This is a genomic window from Patescibacteria group bacterium, from assembly GCA_041664365.1.
Taxonomy (GTDB): Bacteria; Patescibacteriota; Patescibacteriia; order UM-FILTER-42-10; family UM-FILTER-42-10; genus JAHJEX01.
The window spans coordinates 1-19,717 of the sequence record JBAYKW010000009.1 but is presented as its reverse complement, the minus strand read 5'-3'; the positions used below and the strand labels follow the sequence as shown (position 1 = coordinate 19,717).

18 protein-coding genes are annotated in these 19,717 nt (G+C 37.6%); 12 read left to right on the top strand and 6 right to left on the bottom strand.

Annotation, left to right across the window (positions count from 1 at the left end):
• Positions 1-75 precede the first annotated feature (75 nt).
• The 12 genes from WCW66_05580 (at position 76) to WCW66_05525 (ending at position 13,027) form a co-directional block, all read left to right on the top strand.
• The gene (locus WCW66_05580) at positions 76-1,071 is read left to right on the top strand and encodes a hypothetical protein (protein MFA6392182.1); all 996 of its coding nucleotides are present in this window, start codon (positions 76-78) and stop codon (positions 1,069-1,071) included.
• 9 nt (positions 1,072-1,080) lie between these two features.
• Entirely contained in the window at positions 1,081-1,962 is an 882-nt protein-coding gene (locus WCW66_05575; GenBank protein MFA6392181.1) for a dockerin type I repeat-containing protein, read from the top strand.
• Positions 1,963-3,117: a cohesin domain-containing protein gene (locus WCW66_05570; protein ID MFA6392180.1), complete on the top strand. Its 1,155-nt coding sequence runs from the start codon at positions 1,963-1,965 to the stop codon at positions 3,115-3,117.
• Entirely contained in the window at positions 3,092-4,474 is a 1,383-nt protein-coding gene (locus tag WCW66_05565) for a cohesin domain-containing protein (GenBank protein ID MFA6392179.1), read from the top strand. Before WCW66_05570 ends, WCW66_05565 begins: the two co-directional genes overlap by 26 nt.
• 94 nt (positions 4,475-4,568) lie before the next feature.
• Positions 4,569-5,660, top strand: a complete 1,092-nt coding sequence (locus WCW66_05560) for a hypothetical protein (protein MFA6392178.1) — start codon at positions 4,569-4,571, stop codon at positions 5,658-5,660.
• A 43-nt stretch (positions 5,661-5,703) separates the two neighbouring features.
• The gene (locus WCW66_05555) at positions 5,704-6,732 is read left to right on the top strand and encodes a hypothetical protein (GenBank protein MFA6392177.1); all 1,029 of its coding nucleotides are present in this window, start codon (positions 5,704-5,706) and stop codon (positions 6,730-6,732) included.
• A 116-nt stretch (positions 6,733-6,848) separates the two neighbouring features.
• The gene (gene galU, locus WCW66_05550) at positions 6,849-7,700 is read left to right on the top strand and encodes a UTP--glucose-1-phosphate uridylyltransferase GalU (protein MFA6392176.1); all 852 of its coding nucleotides are present in this window, start codon (positions 6,849-6,851) and stop codon (positions 7,698-7,700) included.
• Between the two features lie 4 nt (positions 7,701-7,704).
• Positions 7,705-9,066 (top strand): extracellular solute-binding protein, encoded by a 1,362-nt coding sequence (locus WCW66_05545; protein ID MFA6392175.1) that lies wholly within the window; start codon positions 7,705-7,707, stop codon positions 9,064-9,066.
• Between the two features lie 5 nt (positions 9,067-9,071).
• Positions 9,072-9,800: a pilin gene (locus WCW66_05540; GenBank protein ID MFA6392174.1), complete on the top strand. Its 729-nt coding sequence runs from the start codon at positions 9,072-9,074 to the stop codon at positions 9,798-9,800.
• 10 nt (positions 9,801-9,810) lie between these two features.
• On the top strand, positions 9,811-10,239 hold the full coding sequence (locus WCW66_05535; GenBank protein ID MFA6392173.1) for a pilin: 429 nt from the start codon (positions 9,811-9,813) through the stop codon (positions 10,237-10,239).
• A 245-nt stretch (positions 10,240-10,484) separates the two neighbouring features.
• Positions 10,485-10,835, top strand: coding sequence for a pilin (locus WCW66_05530; protein MFA6392172.1), 351 nt, complete (start codon positions 10,485-10,487; stop codon positions 10,833-10,835).
• Positions 10,836-10,936: 101 nt separating this feature from the next.
• Complete coding sequence (locus tag WCW66_05525; GenBank protein MFA6392171.1) at positions 10,937-13,027, top strand: DUF2079 domain-containing protein; 2,091 nt, start codon at positions 10,937-10,939, stop codon at positions 13,025-13,027.
• On the opposite strand, the gene WCW66_05520 is transcribed toward WCW66_05525, so the two are convergent.
• The 6 genes from WCW66_05520 to WCW66_05495 all read right to left on the bottom strand — a co-directional run.
• Positions 13,017-14,657 carry a hypothetical protein gene (locus tag WCW66_05520; protein MFA6392170.1) on the bottom strand — a complete coding sequence of 547 codons (1,641 nt, stop codon included), beginning with the start codon at positions 14,655-14,657 and terminating at the stop codon, positions 13,017-13,019. The two genes, WCW66_05525 and WCW66_05520, sit on opposite strands and share 11 nt — an antisense overlap.
• Entirely contained in the window at positions 14,629-16,059 is a 1,431-nt protein-coding gene (locus WCW66_05515; GenBank protein ID MFA6392169.1) for a hypothetical protein, read from the bottom strand. Before WCW66_05515 ends, WCW66_05520 begins: the two co-directional genes overlap by 29 nt.
• 2 nt (positions 16,060-16,061) lie before the next feature.
• Positions 16,062-16,766 (bottom strand): polyprenol monophosphomannose synthase, encoded by a 705-nt coding sequence (locus WCW66_05510; GenBank protein MFA6392168.1) that lies wholly within the window; start codon positions 16,764-16,766, stop codon positions 16,062-16,064.
• A gap of 5 nt (positions 16,767-16,771) precedes the next feature.
• The gene (locus tag WCW66_05505) at positions 16,772-18,475 is read right to left on the bottom strand and encodes a 6-pyruvoyl-tetrahydropterin synthase-related protein (GenBank protein MFA6392167.1); all 1,704 of its coding nucleotides are present in this window, start codon (positions 18,473-18,475) and stop codon (positions 16,772-16,774) included.
• On the bottom strand, positions 18,475-19,080 hold the full coding sequence (locus WCW66_05500) for a class I SAM-dependent methyltransferase (protein MFA6392166.1): 606 nt from the start codon (positions 19,078-19,080) through the stop codon (positions 18,475-18,477). The genes WCW66_05505 and WCW66_05500 overlap by 1 nt, the downstream gene beginning before the upstream one ends.
• 3 nt (positions 19,081-19,083) lie before the next feature.
• Positions 19,084-19,717: hypothetical protein (locus WCW66_05495; GenBank protein MFA6392165.1), on the bottom strand; the 634-nt coding region annotated here is incomplete at its 5' end.

Below are 19,717 nucleotides of genomic sequence, written 5' to 3'. Positions count from 1 at the left end.
TAATTTCAATAATTTGGTATACTGGTATCAATGGAAAAAGTAACTATTGATACCTACTGGTAAAACAAAAGAGTAATGTCAAAAATTATTACAAAATTGATACTAGGTGCCCTGTTTATTGTAGGGGGCTTTTTTGTTATACCGGATGCGCAAGCACTGACTCTGATTCCACCTTCATTTGAAACATCAGTCGACCCGGGTGTAACTACAGATACAACCATTAAGCTATATAACGAAACCCAAGACACACTCAACCTTTATCCAGAAGTAGTCAGCTTCACTGCAGATGGCGAAACCGGAAATCCGACATTTGATTTTAATGCGCCGCTTGAGGGTGTTGCGTCCTGGTTCACTTTACCTGAAGGACCGATTACACTTACCGCTGGAGAAAGAAAAGTAGTTGATGTTAAAATTACACCACCAATTGACGCAGAACCAGGTGGACATTATGCAACAGTGTTTTTTGGTACGACCTCTCCCGACCTTAGCGATCCGGGCAGTTTAGCATTATCTACAAAACTCGGTTCATTGTTTTTGCTCAGAGTTTTCGGTGATATCAAAGAATCAGGTAGTATTAATGAGTTTGGGCTAGGTGGGGATAAAAACACCCTATCCAGACTGCCGGCTACATTGTTTACTCGTTTCCAAAATGAAGGTAACATCCACCTGAGACCAACCGGCACCATAAAAATTGTCAATATGCTAGGTGGAGATACTGCCACATTGGAATTCAATTCCAAAAAAAGCGCTACTCTCCCCGAAACGATCAGAAGATATGAAACGGTATGGGAAAAAGACCAGGTCAAAGAAACTTCTGGTAATTTTTGGAATAAATTCTGGATGGAATTTTCCAATGAAAAAAACAATTTTGCTCTCGGCAGATATACAGCGACTATTTCATTGAATGCGGGCAATCTAGTCCAAGATACAGCAACTATTACCTTCTGGATTATGCCATGGAGAGTAATATCTGTTGCGTTGGTTGTATTCGCATTGGTAATTGTTCTGTTGATCATCCTGATCAAGAAATACAACCAGTGGATTATTAACAAAGCTCGGAAAAGGAAATAATTAAGAACTATGCGAAGTATTAAAAACGCTTCAATCATGATTGGCGTTTTTTTTATTTTGATATTTTCTTTATTGCCGAGCCCGGGCAACACAGATACTGTGTCTGGATCACATAGTGTTTCTGTTTCTGCGATAGTCCAAGCGCCCCAACCACCCGAAGAACCAAAAACCATTATTCAATTCACCGGCCGCGCCTATCCAAATTCCGAACTAACTATTCTGCGCAATGGAACATTTTTGGCAAATGTTACAGCAAATGCATCAGCTGAATTTAATTCTATCACTGAGATAACCCCCGGCACATACACCTTCTCAATTTATGGAGAAGATATAGAAGGGCTGTCCGGTCCTGTTTTTAGCGTTTCTGTTACTCTAAACCCCGGAGTTACTCTTTGGATAACCGGGATATTTTTAGGACCAACCATTAAAACAGACCGGAGTGTTGTCCAAAAAAGTGAAACAATAACTCTTTCAGGGTACACCGCTCCAAACAGTCATATTGATTTATTTATCAGCCCCGAGACCGCAGATAACAATAGTGCAGTTTCAGATAGCAACGGTCTTTGGTCCAAAACACTGGTAGCTGGGACTGATTTACTGGATAACGGCAAATACGAAGCACGTGTTAAAGCGCTAGCAAATGGTAATAATGAATCCGAATACAGTAAAACGACGATTTTCACATTAGTTGACGGGACAATCCCAGACCCATGTGAATCTACTTCGCCAGCCGATTTGAATTGTGATGGTCCTGTAAATTTAATTGATTTCAGTATCTTAATGTTTTATTGGTTAGAGAATAACCCCACCAATGTCAGAGCAGACATTAACAAAGATGGCATAGTAAATATAGTAGATTTTAGCATTATGATGTTTTATTGGACCGGATAAATGAAACTATTAAATAAAAAATTCATCATCTTCATTGCTGTCACTGCCAGTATAGTTTTATTTGGTAAAACAGCTAGCGCTGCGACCCTATACATGAATCCAAAAGAGCAGACGGTTTTTGCGGATGAAACATTTTTAGCGGAAGTTTATCTGGATAGTGAAAAAGAAATTATCAACGCCGTTCAAACGCAGATCACATATCCGACCAATTACTTTGAAGTTGTTGATCTGGCTTTCGGCGATTCTTTACTGACTATCTGGCCGGAACAACCAACAGATAAACCTGAAACTGGGATAATCAGTTTTACCGGCGGTGTTCCGGTAGGCAGTTATGTTTTTGATTCTAAAATTTTAACCATTACATTCAGAGCCAAACGCACCGGCACAGCTACTATTAATTTTGTCAGTGATACCACTAGCGTTCACCTCTCCGACGGCCAAGGGACTCCGGTTAATACCAACACAACCGCAAGCAATGTGACAATCATTACACCATCCTCTCAAGCAATATCAATCTCTTCCCCGACTCACCCTAATCAGGACCGGTGGTATCCGGTAAATGATTTCACAGTTACTTGGGAACCGAGAATAGACTCATTTTACAGCTATCTTATATCTTCCGATCCGAAGGCGGAACCCGACCAGACTCAGGAGCTTGCAGTGGGGGAAGTAACATTTGATGATCTTGCAGACGGAATTTACTACTTTATTCTTTACGAAAAACCTTCCGGTGAAACTTGGCAATATGCCGGAAAAAGACGGGTAATGATTGATCAAACTCCACCCCTACCATTTAATATAAAATCAGTTGATGGAATAAAAGAATTCAATGGAAGAAAAGTTATTCTATTTGCAACTACAGACGCGATGTCAGGAATAGATTTCTATGATGTTTTTTTAGATAATATCCAAGTTGCTCGTACAATTGGAAGTTATTCCTATGAAAATACGGATAAATCAACATTTTTCATGGTTCGCGCTTATGATAAAGCTGGTAATATAACCGAGTCAGCGCTTCTTATTAATCCTGTGGCAGAGAAAGATTCCTTAAATTTTGGTATAATAGTTATTGTAATAATCACTATATTGATTATTGTCCTGTTTATTGTTTTACGGCACCGATCTAAAGATGAAGATAAACCAAATCCTGAATAAAAAGACCTTAATCACTTCCCTAATAGTATTAGGAGGATTTATTTTCGGAACAAACGTGGCCCATGCCGGAGCCACGCTTTTTCTTTCTCCTTCCAGCGGTTCATTAACTGTAGGGGGATCCATATCTACCACTGTTATTGTAAATACCGGCGGTGATCCCATTAATGCAGCTAAGGCAACCGCATCGTTCCCCACAGATCTTTTAGAAGCGACCGCTGTTTCAGAATCAGGACTTTTTACCAGATGGATAACTAACCCGATATATTCTAACGGTTCCGGTACTATGAATTTTGAAGGCGGACTACCAAACCCAGGTTACACAGGAACATCGGGTTCAATTGTTACTATTACTTTTAAAGGCAAGAAGGCGGGCACTGCTACGGTTACCTTAGGCTCTGTGATAATATTAAAGAATGATGGTAATGGAACCGATATTTTCACCGGCTCGGGTAGTGCAACTTTTACTATTTCTGAACCGGAACCTGTCCCTATGCCAAAACCCACCCCTACGCCAACCCCGGAGCCGGAAGAACCAGAAGAACCGAAGCCGGCAGTAGAAGCCTTGCCTGCACCCGTTATTTACTCTGACACTCACCCCAAACAGGATGTCTGGTATGCAGATAAGAATCCTGATTTTTACTGGGACAAATTAGGAGGGGCGGAAGGATTCAGTTATTCTTTTGACAAAAAAAAGGACACGGTCCCAGATGACGAAACAGAGGGCTTGGAAAATATAAAAAAGTTTGAAAATATTGATGATGGAGCTTGGTATTTGCATGTAAAAGTTTTGAATAAGGGCGGTTGGAGTAAGACCTATCATTATCGGATCCAAATTGATACGACTCCCCCGTTAGAATTTGATATTCGTATGGAAGGGGAAAATCCAACGAAACTTCAAGAACCCAAGGTGCACTTTACAACAATCGATGAATTTTCCGGTATTGACCGGTATGAATTATCTCTCGATACAAAGCCATATGCCGTACTTAATACTACTGAGACAGAACCATTCACGTTTTCAAAACTTGCCTATGGACAGCACAAATCTGAAGTGCAAGCATATGATAAAGCGGGTAATATTCAATCCGCTTCTTTAGATTTTGAAATAATTAAATACGCGCCAGAAAGTGGTTTCTGGGCATGGTCACATTTCGTTTTGTTTTCATGGCTGACTCTTGTATTGCTAGTCATAATACTTGCACTGATTATTCTGATCATTTTCTTCTTTTTCCTCTGCTACCGGCGAAAAAAAGATGATGATGAGAGTGAAAGACAAAAAAGACAGGAGCACTGGAAAAAAGCATTATTGGAAAAAATTAAAAAGGAAGAAGATCAGTCTGGAGACAGCAATAATTAACTTTACATATAAAATAGTATTGTGCTAAGATAACATACTCTATATTGACTCTTCTATGAGAGTATGATATAATATAAATATAATTTAAAAACATATGAATAAACAATATTTCAGAGTATTTAATCGAATTGCAAGCATTATAGCCATATTTTTGCTTGTTTTTGTTTTTACCCCGCCATATCAGACTACATATGCGGCCAATTTAACTAATATTTCTGATACACTTTCCACATTGGTTCAAAATGTCGTTGCGAACCATACAATCCTTTTTATCACACCAACCGGTGTCGACGCTGATGCTGATACAATTACAATAGATTTGACCGATTTCACGGTGGGCACTGTTGATTTCACGGATATTGACCTGGCTGTAGATGCCGATGCAAACTGTGATGGTGCTTGGACCAATAAGACGCTTGCAGCTGCAAATGGCGCTGGAGTTTGGGGAGCCACATTTGCCGGAGCGGTCCTAACATTGGATGCTCCGACCGATGCTGCCGCCGGTGAAATCACAGCGGGAGTTTGCGTTCAGGTTCAAATAGGAACAAATGCCACGAGTGGAAACGCACAACTGCAGAGTCCGAATGACTCTAATTCACATACTCTTGAAATCGCCGGCACTTTCGGTGATACCGGACAATTTGCAATAGACTTTGTTGCCGACGACAGCGTCAATGTTACCAGTACTGTTGATCCTTCAATTACTTTTGCAATCTCTGATGCGACAATCGGTTTCGGTACATTAAGCGCATCAGCTGCCCGCTGGGCAACCGCTGACACTTCTGGTTCCGCGACTGATACCTCAGCACACACAATTTCCATTGGTACCAACGCAACCGACGGTTATATTGTTACTTATAACGGCGCTACTTTGACCAGCAGCGGTGATACGATCACTGTTGCATCAATCACAAACGACGCAGACGGAACGCAGGGCGCAGAACAATTTGGCATGGGATTTTCATCCAGTGGTGATACTACAATCGCCGCAGCATATGACCACAATGCCACAGCCGGCAGTCGTGACTGGGCATTTGTTGCCAGCACCACCACTACAATTGCTTCCGAATCAGTGCCAACCGCATCAGAGACGATCAGTGCTTTTTATCTGGCTAATATAGCAGCTGATACAGAAGCAGGGACTTATACCACAGATATAACCTATATTGCTACTGCCACTTTTTAGTGATAAAATTAAGTTGTTTCAAAAATACATAATCAAAAAAACAATGTCTAAAAAAATTGTAACATCGGCGTTAGTTGCCTTATTTATAGTTTTTGGGGGGTTTTTTATTGGCTCATCTGCCAACGCACTTACGTTAATTGCTCCGACTTTTGAGCAAGACGTGGACCCGGGAGTTGCCAGCAAAACAGAAATAAAACTTTATAATGAAACCCAGGATACTCTTGCTTTGTACCCTGAAGTTGTTTCTTTCACAGCAAATGGTGAAACAGGCCAGCCGACTTTTGATTTTGATGCACCACTGGAAGGGGTAGCAACCTGGTTTGACCTGCCGGAAGGTCCGATTACACTGGAAGGCGGGGAAAGAAAAGTAATTCCAATTACCATTACCCCTCCGATTGATGCTGAACCGGGCGGACATTATGCAACGGTATTTTTTGGTACATCCGCTCCTAATCTGGAAGATCCGGGTAGTTTAGCACTCGCGACTAAGCTCGGATCATTATTCCTTTTAAGAGTGTTTGGCGATGTTACCGAGGAAGGGAGTATCGCAGAATTTGGCCTGGACGGCAACAAAACATCATTAAACAGATTGCCAGCAACGCTATTCACCCGTTTCCAGAACAATGGCAACATTCATCTTAGGCCGGAAGGAACAATAACTGTAAAAAACGTTTTAGGCGCCGAAACGGCGAAGTTAGATTTTAACGCAAAAAAAGGAGCAACACTTCCCGACACAATTCGAAGGTATGATACTGTATGGGAAAAGGGTCAGGTAAAAATTGCTTCCGGTAATTTCTGGAATAAATTTTGGACAGAATTTGCCAATGAAAAAAATAATTTCGCTTTAGGTATATATAAAGCCGAAATTAAACTAAGTGCCGGCAATGGTAACCTTGTCCAAGATAGCGCAGAATTGACATTCTGGGTCTGGCCATGGAGAATTCTCTTTGTTTCTTTATTGGTGCTCATACTGATTATTATACTTTTGATTCTATCCATCAAAAAATACAACAAATGGATTGTGGCAAAAGCAACAAAAGCTCAAGAAACAACTGAACCTCAAAAAAAGTAAATATACAGTTGAAAATATGAATGCACCCCAAATAATTGGGGTGTTTTCATATCCGAATATATTTTTACATTTTGTCCATTTTATGGTATGATATTAAAAGAATTAACTAAAAATATATGATAAAAATAAAAAAAGCGGTGATCCCAGTTGCCGGATTTGGTACACGTTTTTTACCGGCCACTAAAGCTCAACCGAAGGAGATGCTACCAATTGTCGATAAACCGTCGGTCCAATATGCTGTGGAAGAAGCAGTTGCGGCAGGGATTGAGGATATTATTCTAATAACCGGACAGAACAAACGGGCGATAGAAGATCATTTTGATAACAATTTTGAGTTAGAAGCAAGTTTAAGAAAAAAGAAAAAAACGATCAAACTTAGAGAGATACAGAAAATATCACAACTGGCTAATTTTATCTATATCCGCCAAAAATCTCCCCTAGGCAACGGCCACGCTGTTTTATGTGCTAAGAGTGTCATCGGTAATGATCCATTTGTAGTTATTTGGCCGGATGACCTGATTGATTCCCCGAAAAATACAATCAAACAAATGATTGATGTTTATCAAAAATATACTTCCCCCGTTATTGGTGTTTTACAGGTACCTGATTCTGAAATTGAGAAATACGGAATTATTAAAAACAAACACATCAAAGATAACGTACATGAAATGCTGGATATTGTTGAAAAACCTTCTCTGAAATCAGCACCATCTAATCTGGCATCTTTAAAAGGATATGTTTTAGGACCGGAAATTTTCCGTATATTAGAAACCATGAAACCGGGCAAGGGGGGCGAAATTTGGCTAGCCGAAGCGGTAAAAAAACTGCTGCCAAAACAATCAATATTTGCTTGCGAGTTTAAAGGTAAGGTATATGATGTTGGTTCAAAAGCCGGCTGGATCAAAGCAAATATCGCTTACGCCAGGAAAAGACCTGAACTAAAAAAAGAGTTAAAAGGATATATATAGAAACATGTCAAAAAAAGTAATTTTTATATTAGGTCCAATTGTGATAATTGCAGTTTTTGTAATTATTTTTTCTATGCTCAGCGGGAGCAAAGTCAATGTTCCGGCTGCGGCACTGACGCCGAAAACGCTTACTTATTGGCGCGTACAGGACAGCCAGGGCAATCTAGACCCAATCATCAACTCCTGGAGATCAAAGCATCCGAATATAACTATTCAGTACCGTACGCTACGTTATGAAGAATATGAACAGGCATTGTTGGAAGCATGGGCCAAAGGAGTAGGTCCGGACATTTATTCCATACCAAATACCTGGGTACATAAATATCAGGAATTTATTAATCCCGTTCCTCCGGCTACAGGTATGGCTTATTACAGTATAGTCAAATCCATGGGCATTAAAGAAGAACAAAAGATTGAATATCTCGAAACTCCTTCAATCCAACTTACTCAACTGGCTAATAATTTTGTCGATTCTGTTTATCAAGATGTGGTGATCGCGGATAAAATATATGCGCTTCCCTATTCAGTGGATAATATTGCGCTATTTTACAATAAGGAACTTTTAAACCAAGCAAAGATTCCCCTGCCCCCGACCACTTATTCAGAATTCCTTACTGATGTGAAAAAATTGACAAAAGTGGACAGTGAAGGGAATATTGTACAGGCGGGCACTGCATTAGGCGGGACAGAAAATATCCCCCGTGCTTCTGATATTCTTTTTCTTTTAATGTTACAAAGCCGCACAACGTTGAGTGAGCCAATCAATTTTCTTGCACCGGTAACCGGTGATCCACTGACTATTCCGGCCGCTAATGCACTTGAATTTTATGCTCAATTTGCTGACCCAAATAAGGATGTTTATACCTGGAATGATGAACTGCCAAATGCCTTAGAGATGTTTGCCCAAGGCAAATTAGCCTTCTTTTTCGGCTATTCATACAATATCCCGCTAATCAACCAGTTAAGCGGTGGCCGATTAAGCTACGGAACCACAAATGTACCGCAGTTAAATCAGGATTTAAACTACGCTAATTATTGGGTTGAAACAGTTGCTATGAGCTCAAAGTATTCGAATGAGGCGTGGGATTTTCTCCAATACGCAACACGAGCGGAAAATGTAGTAAGTTATTTAGAATCATCTGGTCGGCCGACAGCGCTGAAAGCATTAATTGATGTGCAAAGGGAAGACTTTCTGCTTCGCCCTTTTGTCGAACAATCACTTGTTGCAAAAAATTGGTACCATGGGAAGAAACCAAATCTGATGGAAGAATACATCGCAGATGCGATCAATAGTGTTGTTGATAAACAACTAGATGCGACGATAGCTTTACAACTTGCCCAAAATCTAATTCAGCAAACATATTAAATGGCATGAAGAGCCGTTCAATTATATTTTCAATAGTTATTCTAACTACACTGTCTATTGGGATTCCTTTTGCCCCAGCTTTGGCAGATTGTAATGTAGGAAATTTTCTTCCACCATGTACTTGCAGTGGCCAATGCAAATTAACAGATTTCTTAGCATTGGGTGCGAACATAATGAAATATGCGGTAGGTATTTTAGCCGCTGTTGCAATAGGTTTTCTGATTAACAGCGGTTTTTCATTAATCACAGCAATGGGTAATCCGGAGAAAATTGATGCCGGTAAAAAACAGCTGGGTGGGACATTCAAAGGACTCGCTATGGTAATGATGACATGGTTGCTTGTTAGCACAATAATATTTTTTGCAACCGGAAATAGTAGCGGTCTTCTTTTTTCAGGTCGCGGTAATCCATGGTGGGAATTTAAAGAAACGCAATTGCATGAAATGTATTTACCATACGAAGTAGGTGAAAACTGCCCAGCGCGTATTTCTGTGCCACAAGGAGAATCCGAATGCAGTTTTTTTATCAATCTTCAAACTTGCACTGATACAAGCGGGCTGGATGCACAAGTAAAGGCCACGAGGAATTGCCTGAGTCTTGGCGTATGCCCGGGAGGACCTGAGATGATTTGTTGCGATATTCTTGCTGATCCTACGGCTAATCCTACTGTTGGACCTACTTGTCCAGATGCGGATCTAATAAAAAAATATATCACAGGAGCACCTAATAATTAGAATAACTAATATGAGACTAAATCGAGTTACATCATCTTCAATATTACTTTTTATCCTGGCGCTGGTATTCATCATGCCGAGTTTAGTTTCTGCCGCACCGATCTGCTGTGATACCGGAGCTGAATGCACCACCGGCACCACATGCCCGAATGGTGATGCCTGCGGAGGCCTCTGTAACCCGTTAGGCTCAAGGAATATGTCCCTACTTGATTTCTGGATCAGGATTCTACAGCTGATGCTTGGTGGTGTGGGATTATTTGGAGTAATGATGTTCATTTACGGGGGATTTGTCATGCTAACATCCGGAGGCAACCCAGATAAAGTCAAGAAAGCAAAAGATACATTAGTTTGGGCAATACTCGGTCTGGTTACAATATTTGTTAGCGGAGCGGCAGTAAGATATATCTTTGATAATTTTAATTTCATATCCAACTATTAGGTTATCTACTATTTCATTTTTGAGCACCAAATTTGTTCTAATTCAAATTGTCTATAAATACTGAATAAATAAATTTTTTTGCTAAGATTAGAGCATAATTGTTAATGTAGTTTAATTTTAAATCTAAGCAAAAGTATTATCGCCTGTTTATTAATTTGACAATATTGTGCATAACGGACTATAATATAAACATGAAATTTCATAATAGGTGTGAAAATCCTATTATTTGAAAGGGGGTGAAAAATATGAAAAAAATCGTAGGTTTACTATCAGGTGTTGGAGCATTAGTAGTGACTAAAACTGCTTATGCAGTAAGTTTCTATAACCCATCAGGAACCCTAGGTCTTGGTACTGCCAATCTACAGCAAACAGTCATAGCAATTATCCAGTGGGTACTCGGATTGCTAGGTCTAATTGCAGTAATTATGATCTTAATTGGTGGTTTCAAATGGATGACTGCAGGTGGAAATGAAGAAAAAATTGAATCCGCAAAAAAACTACTTACATCAGCAATTATTGGTTTAGTAATAATCTTGCTCGCATGGGCAATCGTAATCTTTGCTCTAGGCGTTCTCCAGAATACAAGCGGAGTCTAATTTAGTAGTCAATTTCGTATCGAATTCTAACCACTCTCATCTTTTGGATGGGGGTGGTTTTGTTTTTCTTATTAATCAAGTACAATATCTATAGAACTTAAATGCTACATCCTAAATCCGTGAATTTAAGGAAAATAGTAAGGTTAATAGAAGACAAATCAGCCACAATTGTTTTATCGTCTGTCGCTATTTATATTGTTGCATTTTCTTTTATTTCAATATGGAAGTTTTTTCATTTTGGCTATAATGCGATTGACCTGGCGATATTTAACCAGGTTTTTTATAACACCAGCATGGGGGATTTATTTTCCATGACCATCCATCCCCACTCATATTTAGGAGATCACTTTGAAGTTATCATTCTGCTGTTAACTCCCTTTTACATGTTACTACGTAGCCCGGTTACATTATTGGTCCTGCAGACAACTGTACTTGGTTTTTCTGCCTGGCCACTATTTTTGATTGCGAAAAAAATTGCCAATACCAGAATTGGTTTATTTATCGTAGCTATTTATTTGCTGAATCCGTTTATCCAGAACATGAATCTTTTTGAGTTTCATATTTTGCCGTTTGCGATTTTAACTTTGTTTTTTGCATTTTATTATTACTTGGATAGTCGATTCAATCTGTTTTTATTATTTACTTTTCTATCATTACTGATCAGAGAAGATGTCGCACTGGTGGTTATTATGTTTTCATTTATATCTTTGATTGATAAAAAAAGTAAAAAATGGATTCTTACGCCTGCTGTAATCGGAGCAGGATGGCTAGCTATGGTCTTCTGGATATCACCAATGCTAAATAATTACGATTCTTATAAATTTTTATTTTACTATTCTTGGCTTGGAAATTCTATAGGAGAAATAATACAAAACTTTTTTTCAGATCCATTGCTTGTTTTGACTCATGTATTTTCATTGCAGAATGTTTTTCTTTTTTTAGCACTTTTTTTACCATTCCTATTGCTTCCGTTTTTGAAACCTAAACATCTACTTCTTTCACTGTTGGTGTTTATTCAATTGTTATTAGGCAGTTTTAGCGGTGAATTAACGCTGAAAACACACTATAGTGCTCTTTTATTGGTATCTGTGTTCATTACCACTATTTACTCCTTAGAGTACCTTTTTATTAGTAGAATTAAAGAAAAGCCTGAAAACTTTCGATTTAGAATAAAATCATACATATTAAAGGAACCGGCGCTTTTTGTTTCCGTTTTCATTGCCGTAACGGTATATGGCACAGTAACCTTTGGCCCGATTATCCCGGCAATCCAGGCTATATCATCAAATCAGAAAAATGAATCAGAATTTACCCAGCTTAAAAGAGGATATGTAGGCTTAATTCCGGATAACAGTTCCGTCACTACCAGCTACGATTTACTTCCTAATCTATCCAGTCGCAAATATTTATATTCATTGCACTATGCCTTCTTAGGTAAGAAGCAATACTCTGATAATTTATATACTCTCCCTCCAACCGACTACATGCTTATTGACACCAAAGATTTGCTGACATACCAAATACAATTCCCCGATGATTCATTTTATCAAGATGCGTATTCTAACGGAGACGACAATATCCGATCCATACTTGAAAAACAGGAACTGGGTATTATTTCAACTAGTGATGACCTTTTGTTATTTGGTAAAAATGTATCCGACCCCGTTGAGATTTATAGGTCAGAGCTCGAAAAACCAACTACCAACAGCGAGTCAGGTACGAGAATTATCGAACAAAGCAATCCCGTAGTTGCCCCAGGGATTGACTTATTCGGTTACAGCCAATTACCAACAAATCCCGATCAGCATCCGAAATTTAACATCCCTTTTTCAGTTTTGCCTGTAGCACTATATTTTCACGTGACTGACAATATTTATGAAAACTACCAACTATTACTCAGTATCAAAAATGCACAAAATGACATAATTTATGAAAAATATTACGCGCTTGGTTATGGAATTTTCCCGTCAGCTGAATGGAAAAAAGATAATTTCATTAAAACTAATTATTGGTTTTATATACCGAAAGACATACTGCCGGCTGAAACGGCCAGCATTAGTTTTGTCAAACTAAAAGATGACTTCCAATATCTTGGATTGGACGGATTATTGACTGCAACTATGAAAAATGTGGAATACGAAACTGCAGGAGGGTCATTTGATATTCCTCTTTCATCAATTATTACTGAATAACCCGATATATTTTAATTTCTTCTGAAATAAATTCCGGCAGAAGAAATTTTTTATTTTGCGGATCAAAATCACCAAGCTCAGCCGAGCGACCAGAGAAAAATATGAAATCCAGCCCTGCTGTTGTTAAAAATTCTTTTTTTTCTTCAAGATCAAGATTATTCTGAAAAAACCATTCAACCTGCTTTTCTTTATATTCGAAATCCACCGTTTCAACATCATGCCCGATATATACAGTTCTGCCCGAATAACCCGGTATAAAATTGCCGTCAATCCATTCTGATAAGACAGAATCCTCTTTCTGCGCGTTATCCTTTAACCACCGAAAGGCATCTTTGTAATCGGATGATAAATAGAAGAATGGATATGACATATTGCGATATAGTAAGATATCATTTGCCAGAGCATAAATATTCGAAAACGAAAAAAAGAGAACAAACAAAGTCCCCAGAATTATTTTGTTACTGGACACGTATTTTATCAAATTGATATCTTTATACCTCTTTACAATATAACCAAGAGCAAACAACGCAAGTAAAGCCATAGGGAAATGCAAATTTTGAGACAACCTTCTCTGAAAGCTTAAAGGCGCATAGAGTAATAATGTCTGTACAACAAACCAGATTGCTATAAAGAACCATTTTCTATCCTGTTGTTTCAGCACCCTTACAACACCTAATAGCGCTAAAATGCCAACAAAACCATAACTTACCACCACCAGCCACCAGGAGGGTGTTAATAGCAGGTTTTGTTCCGCTCTGCCTGAGATAACTGAATCCCCGGCAATTATTGCATACTGATATATTACTGCCGGTAGTGACATTAAAATAATAATAAGCGCATGTTTTAAAAAGCTTGTCGGAAATTTCTTTGTGCTGATCCCGTGAATAAATAAATAAACGGATAAGACAACTACCAAGGTAAAAAAATGAAACGGATGAAAAGAAAACCAGAATAAAGCAGCTACGCCACTAAGAATACTATATCTGAATTTGTCGGTCTCAAACGAAAGAAGTGCAAAAAGGAATACAACCAGGGAAAGGATTGAAGAAAATATAATATGCGGCAAATGGAACAAGGACAAAAATGTTACTGACTCGGGGACCCAGAGATCCATGGGCCAATGGTAATAACCGTCACTATAGTATTTTAACTGTTCCAGAAACGGGGCGAGCGCACCACCAAACCCCGATGAAAATAATAGTATAATAAGTGCTAATTTTCTTTTACTCTTCTCTATAAATATGTACGAAATAAAAATATAAGCGACCATCACAAATACTGCAGCTAGAACCAGACGGGATATTTGAAGCGTCAGCCATGTCGGCAGATGTGTGATTTTACCAAATAAACCGATGATAAACCAAAACGGGTTGATTAAGGGAGCATCCTGTATTTCAGAGGTGTACAAATCCCGGAAAATAATTTCTCCCTGCTTAACCTGCTCAATGTAAGAATAATAAACATTTGTATCACCGGGAGTGAGCGCGTGGATGCCGGTGTAAAAAGATCCGTCCGGGGTTCTGATCAATCCAAAAATATACGGAATTGAAGTGACAATAATTACGAACGCAATTACTATTACAATAAACCGTTTTTCATTTTTATTTATTGATTTGAGTATGTTTATCAATTGGTTGGGCATTAATAAAATTTGAAAATAAATCTTTCCTCGAAATTATGGCAATGAATACTACAATAATAAACGTAAGCATATACACAAGACTGGTCACTAAAAACGCATATGAGATCAGGCCGACGACACTGGAAATGGCAATAAAATGAGGAAAATATTTTCTGTCCATTAATACTGCGAGCGGTATCAGCCAAATGAAATACCAGGGCTGTAAATATGTTACAGCAAGCAGGATATACGACAATAAAATCAGAAACACGTAAAAAATGAGGTCTATATTTCTGGTAATTAGCATTTTACTATGCTGATAGATATAAAAGAGTACAAATGTAACCAGACCGACATTACGAGATATCATTGACAGCGTGTCATATGACCAAGAATAATTTGATCCGACAACATACGATATACCAAACACAAACCCCGGAAGCAGTGAAAAATTAAGAAAAGAAAATATTTGTGATTGTTGGAAAATTCCGTTAAATGTCCGAATACCATCCCAAAACGGAAAATAAAAAAGCACGATAATTATTACTGCCAAGCACCCGGCTTTTAATACAAGCTTCATCTTATCACCTTTTTTTTGGAAGTTCTTCAGAATGAAATATAAAAATACGGGCACCAGCAATATGGTAATGTACTTAAGTAGCACTGATAACAACAATACCAAAAGCGAGGGAATATATTTCTTTTTCAATACTAAATAAACCGCCAAAAGTACGATAAAAATCATAAGAATATCATTGTGCGCATTATTGATTGTTTCAAACAATATAAGCGGATTCCATAAATATAATAATGCACCTTGCAAAGATTTACCGGGATTGGTAATTTTCAATATTCTATTAATAAGATATGCGGAGCCAAAAAATGATAATAATGCCAATAATTTATAGAGAAATATATTCCAAAAAAAATTGTCGCCGGCAATTTTGCTAAACCCAATAGAAACAGAAGCCCAAAGAGGACCATATTGCATTGTCATAAAATTCCACTCTTTCGGGGAAAAATTGTAAAACAAATCATCAGGATAATTTTCTGTCGCAACCAAATAAGGATTTTGTTCGTACACTGTTTTTACCCTTGCCCGATAAGCATAGTTATAAACATCCGCGGAACCAATGGGTGGAGCAATAATAAAAGTAATGCTGAAAAGAATTGAAAATAATATTACTATTTTCTTAATATTTTCTTTTGTGTTTTTAATAGATTTATAAGCTAGCCAATATAAAACTATCAATCCGATACTTATTAAAATAAAAAATATTTGTTTGTTATAACCCCATGGAATGATTGAATTAGTCGCATTTATCTGATAATAAAAAGAGGAATAAACCAGAACGACATAAAGCAAATAGGTTAATATTCCTAAAATAATTATCTTTTTTCTAGTTGACATATCTATTTCTTGAAACGAAGTCTTAGAATAGTTGCAAAAAATTTTACAATTTCTTTCTTAGAAAGTTTCGAATGACCATATGTTCGGTCCTGAAAAACTATAGGAATTTCTATTACTTTGAACTTCAATTTTTCACACAAATATATTACCTCTTCCTGGAACGCATAGCCGTTACTTTTTATTTCATCCCAATTAATTGATTCTATAACATGCCTCGAATAACAGCGATATCCGGAAGTAACATCTCGCGTTTTTAAACCCAACATCACTCTGGAAAACCACATTGCCCCCCTACTCATCATATTTCTGACCATACTCCAGTTTTCTATCCCCCCATCCGGGATTCTCCGCGAACCAATAACCACATCATAACCCTTATCGGCTTCAATTAGAAACCGGGGCAGATCATTCGGATTATGTGATAGATCTGCATCCATTTCAAAAACAAAATCAGCCGCATGTTGCAGGGCATATTTAAAGCCGGAGATATACGCGCTCCCCAAACCAAGCTTCTCTTTTCTGTGGATTACGGAAACAAACGGGAACTGTGCACTCAGCTTATCCGCAATTTTGCCCGTCCCGTCGGGAGAATTATCATCTACCACACAGATATGCAACCCGGGAGCGTTAAGTTCCGCTATTCTGCGGATTAGCGTTTCAATGGTGTCTTTTTCGTTATACGTGGGAAGGATAATAAATGATTTCATTTATTCTATTTCAATTTATATATGTAATCACTGTCGAAATTCTGAATAAACTGCAAATGATCACTTTCTGCTAATTGTTCCGGAGTAACCCTATCAGTAAATGGAGATTCCACATCAAAGTGTATTAGAACATAATTAATGCCAATCTCAAATAATTTTTTTAGCGTTCTGTCTGTTTCAAAACTATTCGCAATTTCTTCCTCTAAATTAATATACGATGTCGGATAAAATCCACTATACCCATTCCACATGTTTTTCCAATGATATTTGGAATTATAGATATACTCCATTTGCTTTGCATAAGACGCATCGATGGGTAATTCAAGCAGGGCATTTATATCTGAGTTGCTTTTAATCCAGTCATATATCTCTGGTACTTCACTATCCGTTCTGACTTGTTTATATGGTATCGGCCAGTGAGGAGGTACTAGAATATATTCTAATAATACTAAAAAAGAGAATAAAGATACAATTACCTTCATTGACATTGCCTTATTCTTTGTCTTCGGTTTCCATGATTTCATCGCGAGCCCAATAATTACTGCAATTACCAATATATTTACGATAAACAACCTGCCCCCCAAAGCACGTAAATTATCAAACCCTGGTATAAGCTGATACATAAAATAGTACGGGCCAACAAATCCCTGTGAATTATATGTAAGCCTGATAGTTATGCCAAATGAAATCAACGTTATTATTACCAGAATAATGGTGTACATAATAACTGTTTTTATTCTACTTTTATCTTCTATACGGTTTTTGAATATATAATAAATGCTGAAGATAAACAATATAACCAGAAAAAAGCCTGAGTATAAATCTGCTTCCATAGTTCCTGGTCTTTCAAAATAAGTTCGGATCACGGGAGAAAAACTTAGATAATCAGCAATCGCAGGAGAATAATGATTTATCTCCTCCATTGAACGCGCAATGCCCGGTTCATTGACCATACGCATATAAGGCAGAAACACCGGCGCTACCAACAATACTATCGTAAGTATTGATAAGACAAGAGAATAAATAAAATGCCTACTTGGTACAGTTTTTTTTATGATCAGAAAATAAATTAGTAAAAATAATCCGGTTAGCATGACCATCATTACAAAGAAATGCATACTCATGAACCCCAGACATACAAATATAACTGTAAACCAAACGAAATATTTTATTTTTCTCTGCTCTACTATCTTATTGAGCAATAACAATAGCAATGGAAAGAAAAAAATTACCTGTAAATGCATTTGATGAATATGAATAAACTTATAAGGATTAAAACCGAAAATCACACCGGCAAAAAACGCGATTATCCTGCTTTTGGTCATGTAATACATGAAGCGATACATGCAGTATGCCCCTAAGACAAAGAATAATAATAAAATACAGTTATAAGCAAAAGTAATATTACCCGTCAGTGCAACGATCGGCCAAGCAAGTAGTGCTTCTCCAATAAAATGTTCCGAATAAGTTAAAGTATTTTCATTTGGAAAAAAAGTATTGGTATTAAAAATATTCCCGATATCATTTGTGAAAGAATGAATGTCCCATGACATAATCCAAGTCACCAGATCCGAGTCTATTCCGTGGGGGATTGTATCGGTAAGATTAAACATTAAAGGGTATGTAACAACAACCGTGATTAGCATATATGCCAATATAACAACCATTTCCTTTTTTATGCTTAATAATCCGCCTCTTAATATTTTCATTATTTTTTTGCTTTTGCCCAAATATTCATTCTTAATTCAAAATATCCAGTCTGAATTTGTGTTTGGTTAAACCCTTTCTGTATCAGAATATTCCTTATTTCTTTTGGTGAATATATTTTTTTATGTTCTTCTATTTCTTCCTTGCTCACAAGTTTAATTAGTGATAAAACTTTTAATAATTCATTAGTCCATTTTGGTGGTGTTGTTAAAATATACTCTCCTTCCGGTTTAAGCACCCGGTGAATTTCTGAGATCACTTTTATCAATTGGCCGGGTTCAATGTGTTCAAAAACCGCCAGCATAGTTACAACATCAAAATAATTTGATGAAAACGGTAATCGGAAATCTTTTTCTAAATTTGCATTAGTAATCGTAATCCCATCTCGAATAATGTTTTCTGCCTGACTAATTTCCAGTTGTTCAATACCATATTTTTCTGAAAATTCGGTATGAGTAAGAAAATAGGGGAAACTGCCACAGCCAATATCAAGAATTCTACCACTTCTTTTTTCCACTGAAATTAAACCGTTGGCGTGTTTTGTTCTTGCCTGTGAAAGTACGCCTTCCAATATCCCACTTCCCCTTGTAACACTTTGTTTAGCCATAGTTTAGAAAAGTTTACCCAAATAATAAAATAATTGGCCATGTTTCCAGTCCCATAACCACGCATGACTGTCATCTAACGGTTGATAAAGATAATTCCATGAATAATCACAATAAATAACCCCGACAAACTGGACCAAAACAGAAAAACTTCCCAATAAAACAAGTAAGATTAACAATAATTTATTTTTAAATAAACCGTTTCGTACTATTGGTATAAACATTAACATTAAGATCGGGGCTATATCCACTAGCATTCTAGGTCCATAGGTCGTACCGCCGAACCACGCCATCCATTTACTCGTTATTAATAAATAGATTACAACACCAAACAATAAATAACGCAGTAATAAAGAATATTCATCGAGGTGATTTTTTTTTCTCCAGATAACTACAGCACCCCAGACGCTAAACAAGAGAAATGGAGTATAGATAAACAGTCCTCGGCTAGGGCTGATCAGAAGCCCTCCTAAACCTTCGAACAGCGGGTTATAATAACCCTCCGCACATTGTACCCCGGTATTGATATATGATTCGCATCCGTAACCGGTTACCCATGGCAAACCAAAATAGTAGGTATTATACAAAGCTAGAAGTGCAATTGGGATTGTAATTCCAGAAACAAAATATAAAAAGTAT

What these genes read in the sequence shown, in the direction of transcription:
- WCW66_05580 (MFA6392182.1), top strand. Translation starts at nt 76, where the DNA reads ATGTCAAAAATTATTACAAAATTGATACTAGGTGCCCTGTTTATTGTA.
- WCW66_05575 (MFA6392181.1), top strand. Translation starts at nt 1,081, where the DNA reads ATGCGAAGTATTAAAAACGCTTCAATCATGATTGGCGTTTTTTTTATT.
- WCW66_05570 (MFA6392180.1), top strand. Translation starts at nt 1,963, where the DNA reads ATGAAACTATTAAATAAAAAATTCATCATCTTCATTGCTGTCACTGCC.
- WCW66_05565 (MFA6392179.1), top strand. Translation starts at nt 3,092, where the DNA reads ATGAAGATAAACCAAATCCTGAATAAAAAGACCTTAATCACTTCCCTA.
- WCW66_05560 (MFA6392178.1), top strand. Translation starts at nt 4,569, where the DNA reads ATGAATAAACAATATTTCAGAGTATTTAATCGAATTGCAAGCATTATA.
- WCW66_05555 (MFA6392177.1), top strand. Translation starts at nt 5,704, where the DNA reads ATGTCTAAAAAAATTGTAACATCGGCGTTAGTTGCCTTATTTATAGTT.
- galU (MFA6392176.1), top strand. Translation starts at nt 6,849, where the DNA reads ATGATAAAAATAAAAAAAGCGGTGATCCCAGTTGCCGGATTTGGTACA.
- WCW66_05545 (MFA6392175.1), top strand. Translation starts at nt 7,705, where the DNA reads ATGTCAAAAAAAGTAATTTTTATATTAGGTCCAATTGTGATAATTGCA.
- WCW66_05540 (MFA6392174.1), top strand. Translation starts at nt 9,072, where the DNA reads ATGAAGAGCCGTTCAATTATATTTTCAATAGTTATTCTAACTACACTG.
- WCW66_05535 (MFA6392173.1), top strand. Translation starts at nt 9,811, where the DNA reads ATGAGACTAAATCGAGTTACATCATCTTCAATATTACTTTTTATCCTG.
- WCW66_05530 (MFA6392172.1), top strand. Translation starts at nt 10,485, where the DNA reads ATGAAAAAAATCGTAGGTTTACTATCAGGTGTTGGAGCATTAGTAGTG.
- WCW66_05525 (MFA6392171.1), top strand. Translation starts at nt 10,937, where the DNA reads ATGCTACATCCTAAATCCGTGAATTTAAGGAAAATAGTAAGGTTAATA.
- WCW66_05515 (MFA6392169.1), bottom strand. Translation starts at nt 16,059, where the DNA reads ATGTCAACTAGAAAAAAGATAATTATTTTAGGAATATTAACCTATTTG.
- WCW66_05510 (MFA6392168.1), bottom strand. Translation starts at nt 16,766, where the DNA reads ATGAAATCATTTATTATCCTTCCCACGTATAACGAAAAAGACACCATT.
- WCW66_05505 (MFA6392167.1), bottom strand. Translation starts at nt 18,475, where the DNA reads ATGAAAATATTAAGAGGCGGATTATTAAGCATAAAAAAGGAAATGGTT.
- WCW66_05500 (MFA6392166.1), bottom strand. Translation starts at nt 19,080, where the DNA reads ATGGCTAAACAAAGTGTTACAAGGGGAAGTGGGATATTGGAAGGCGTA.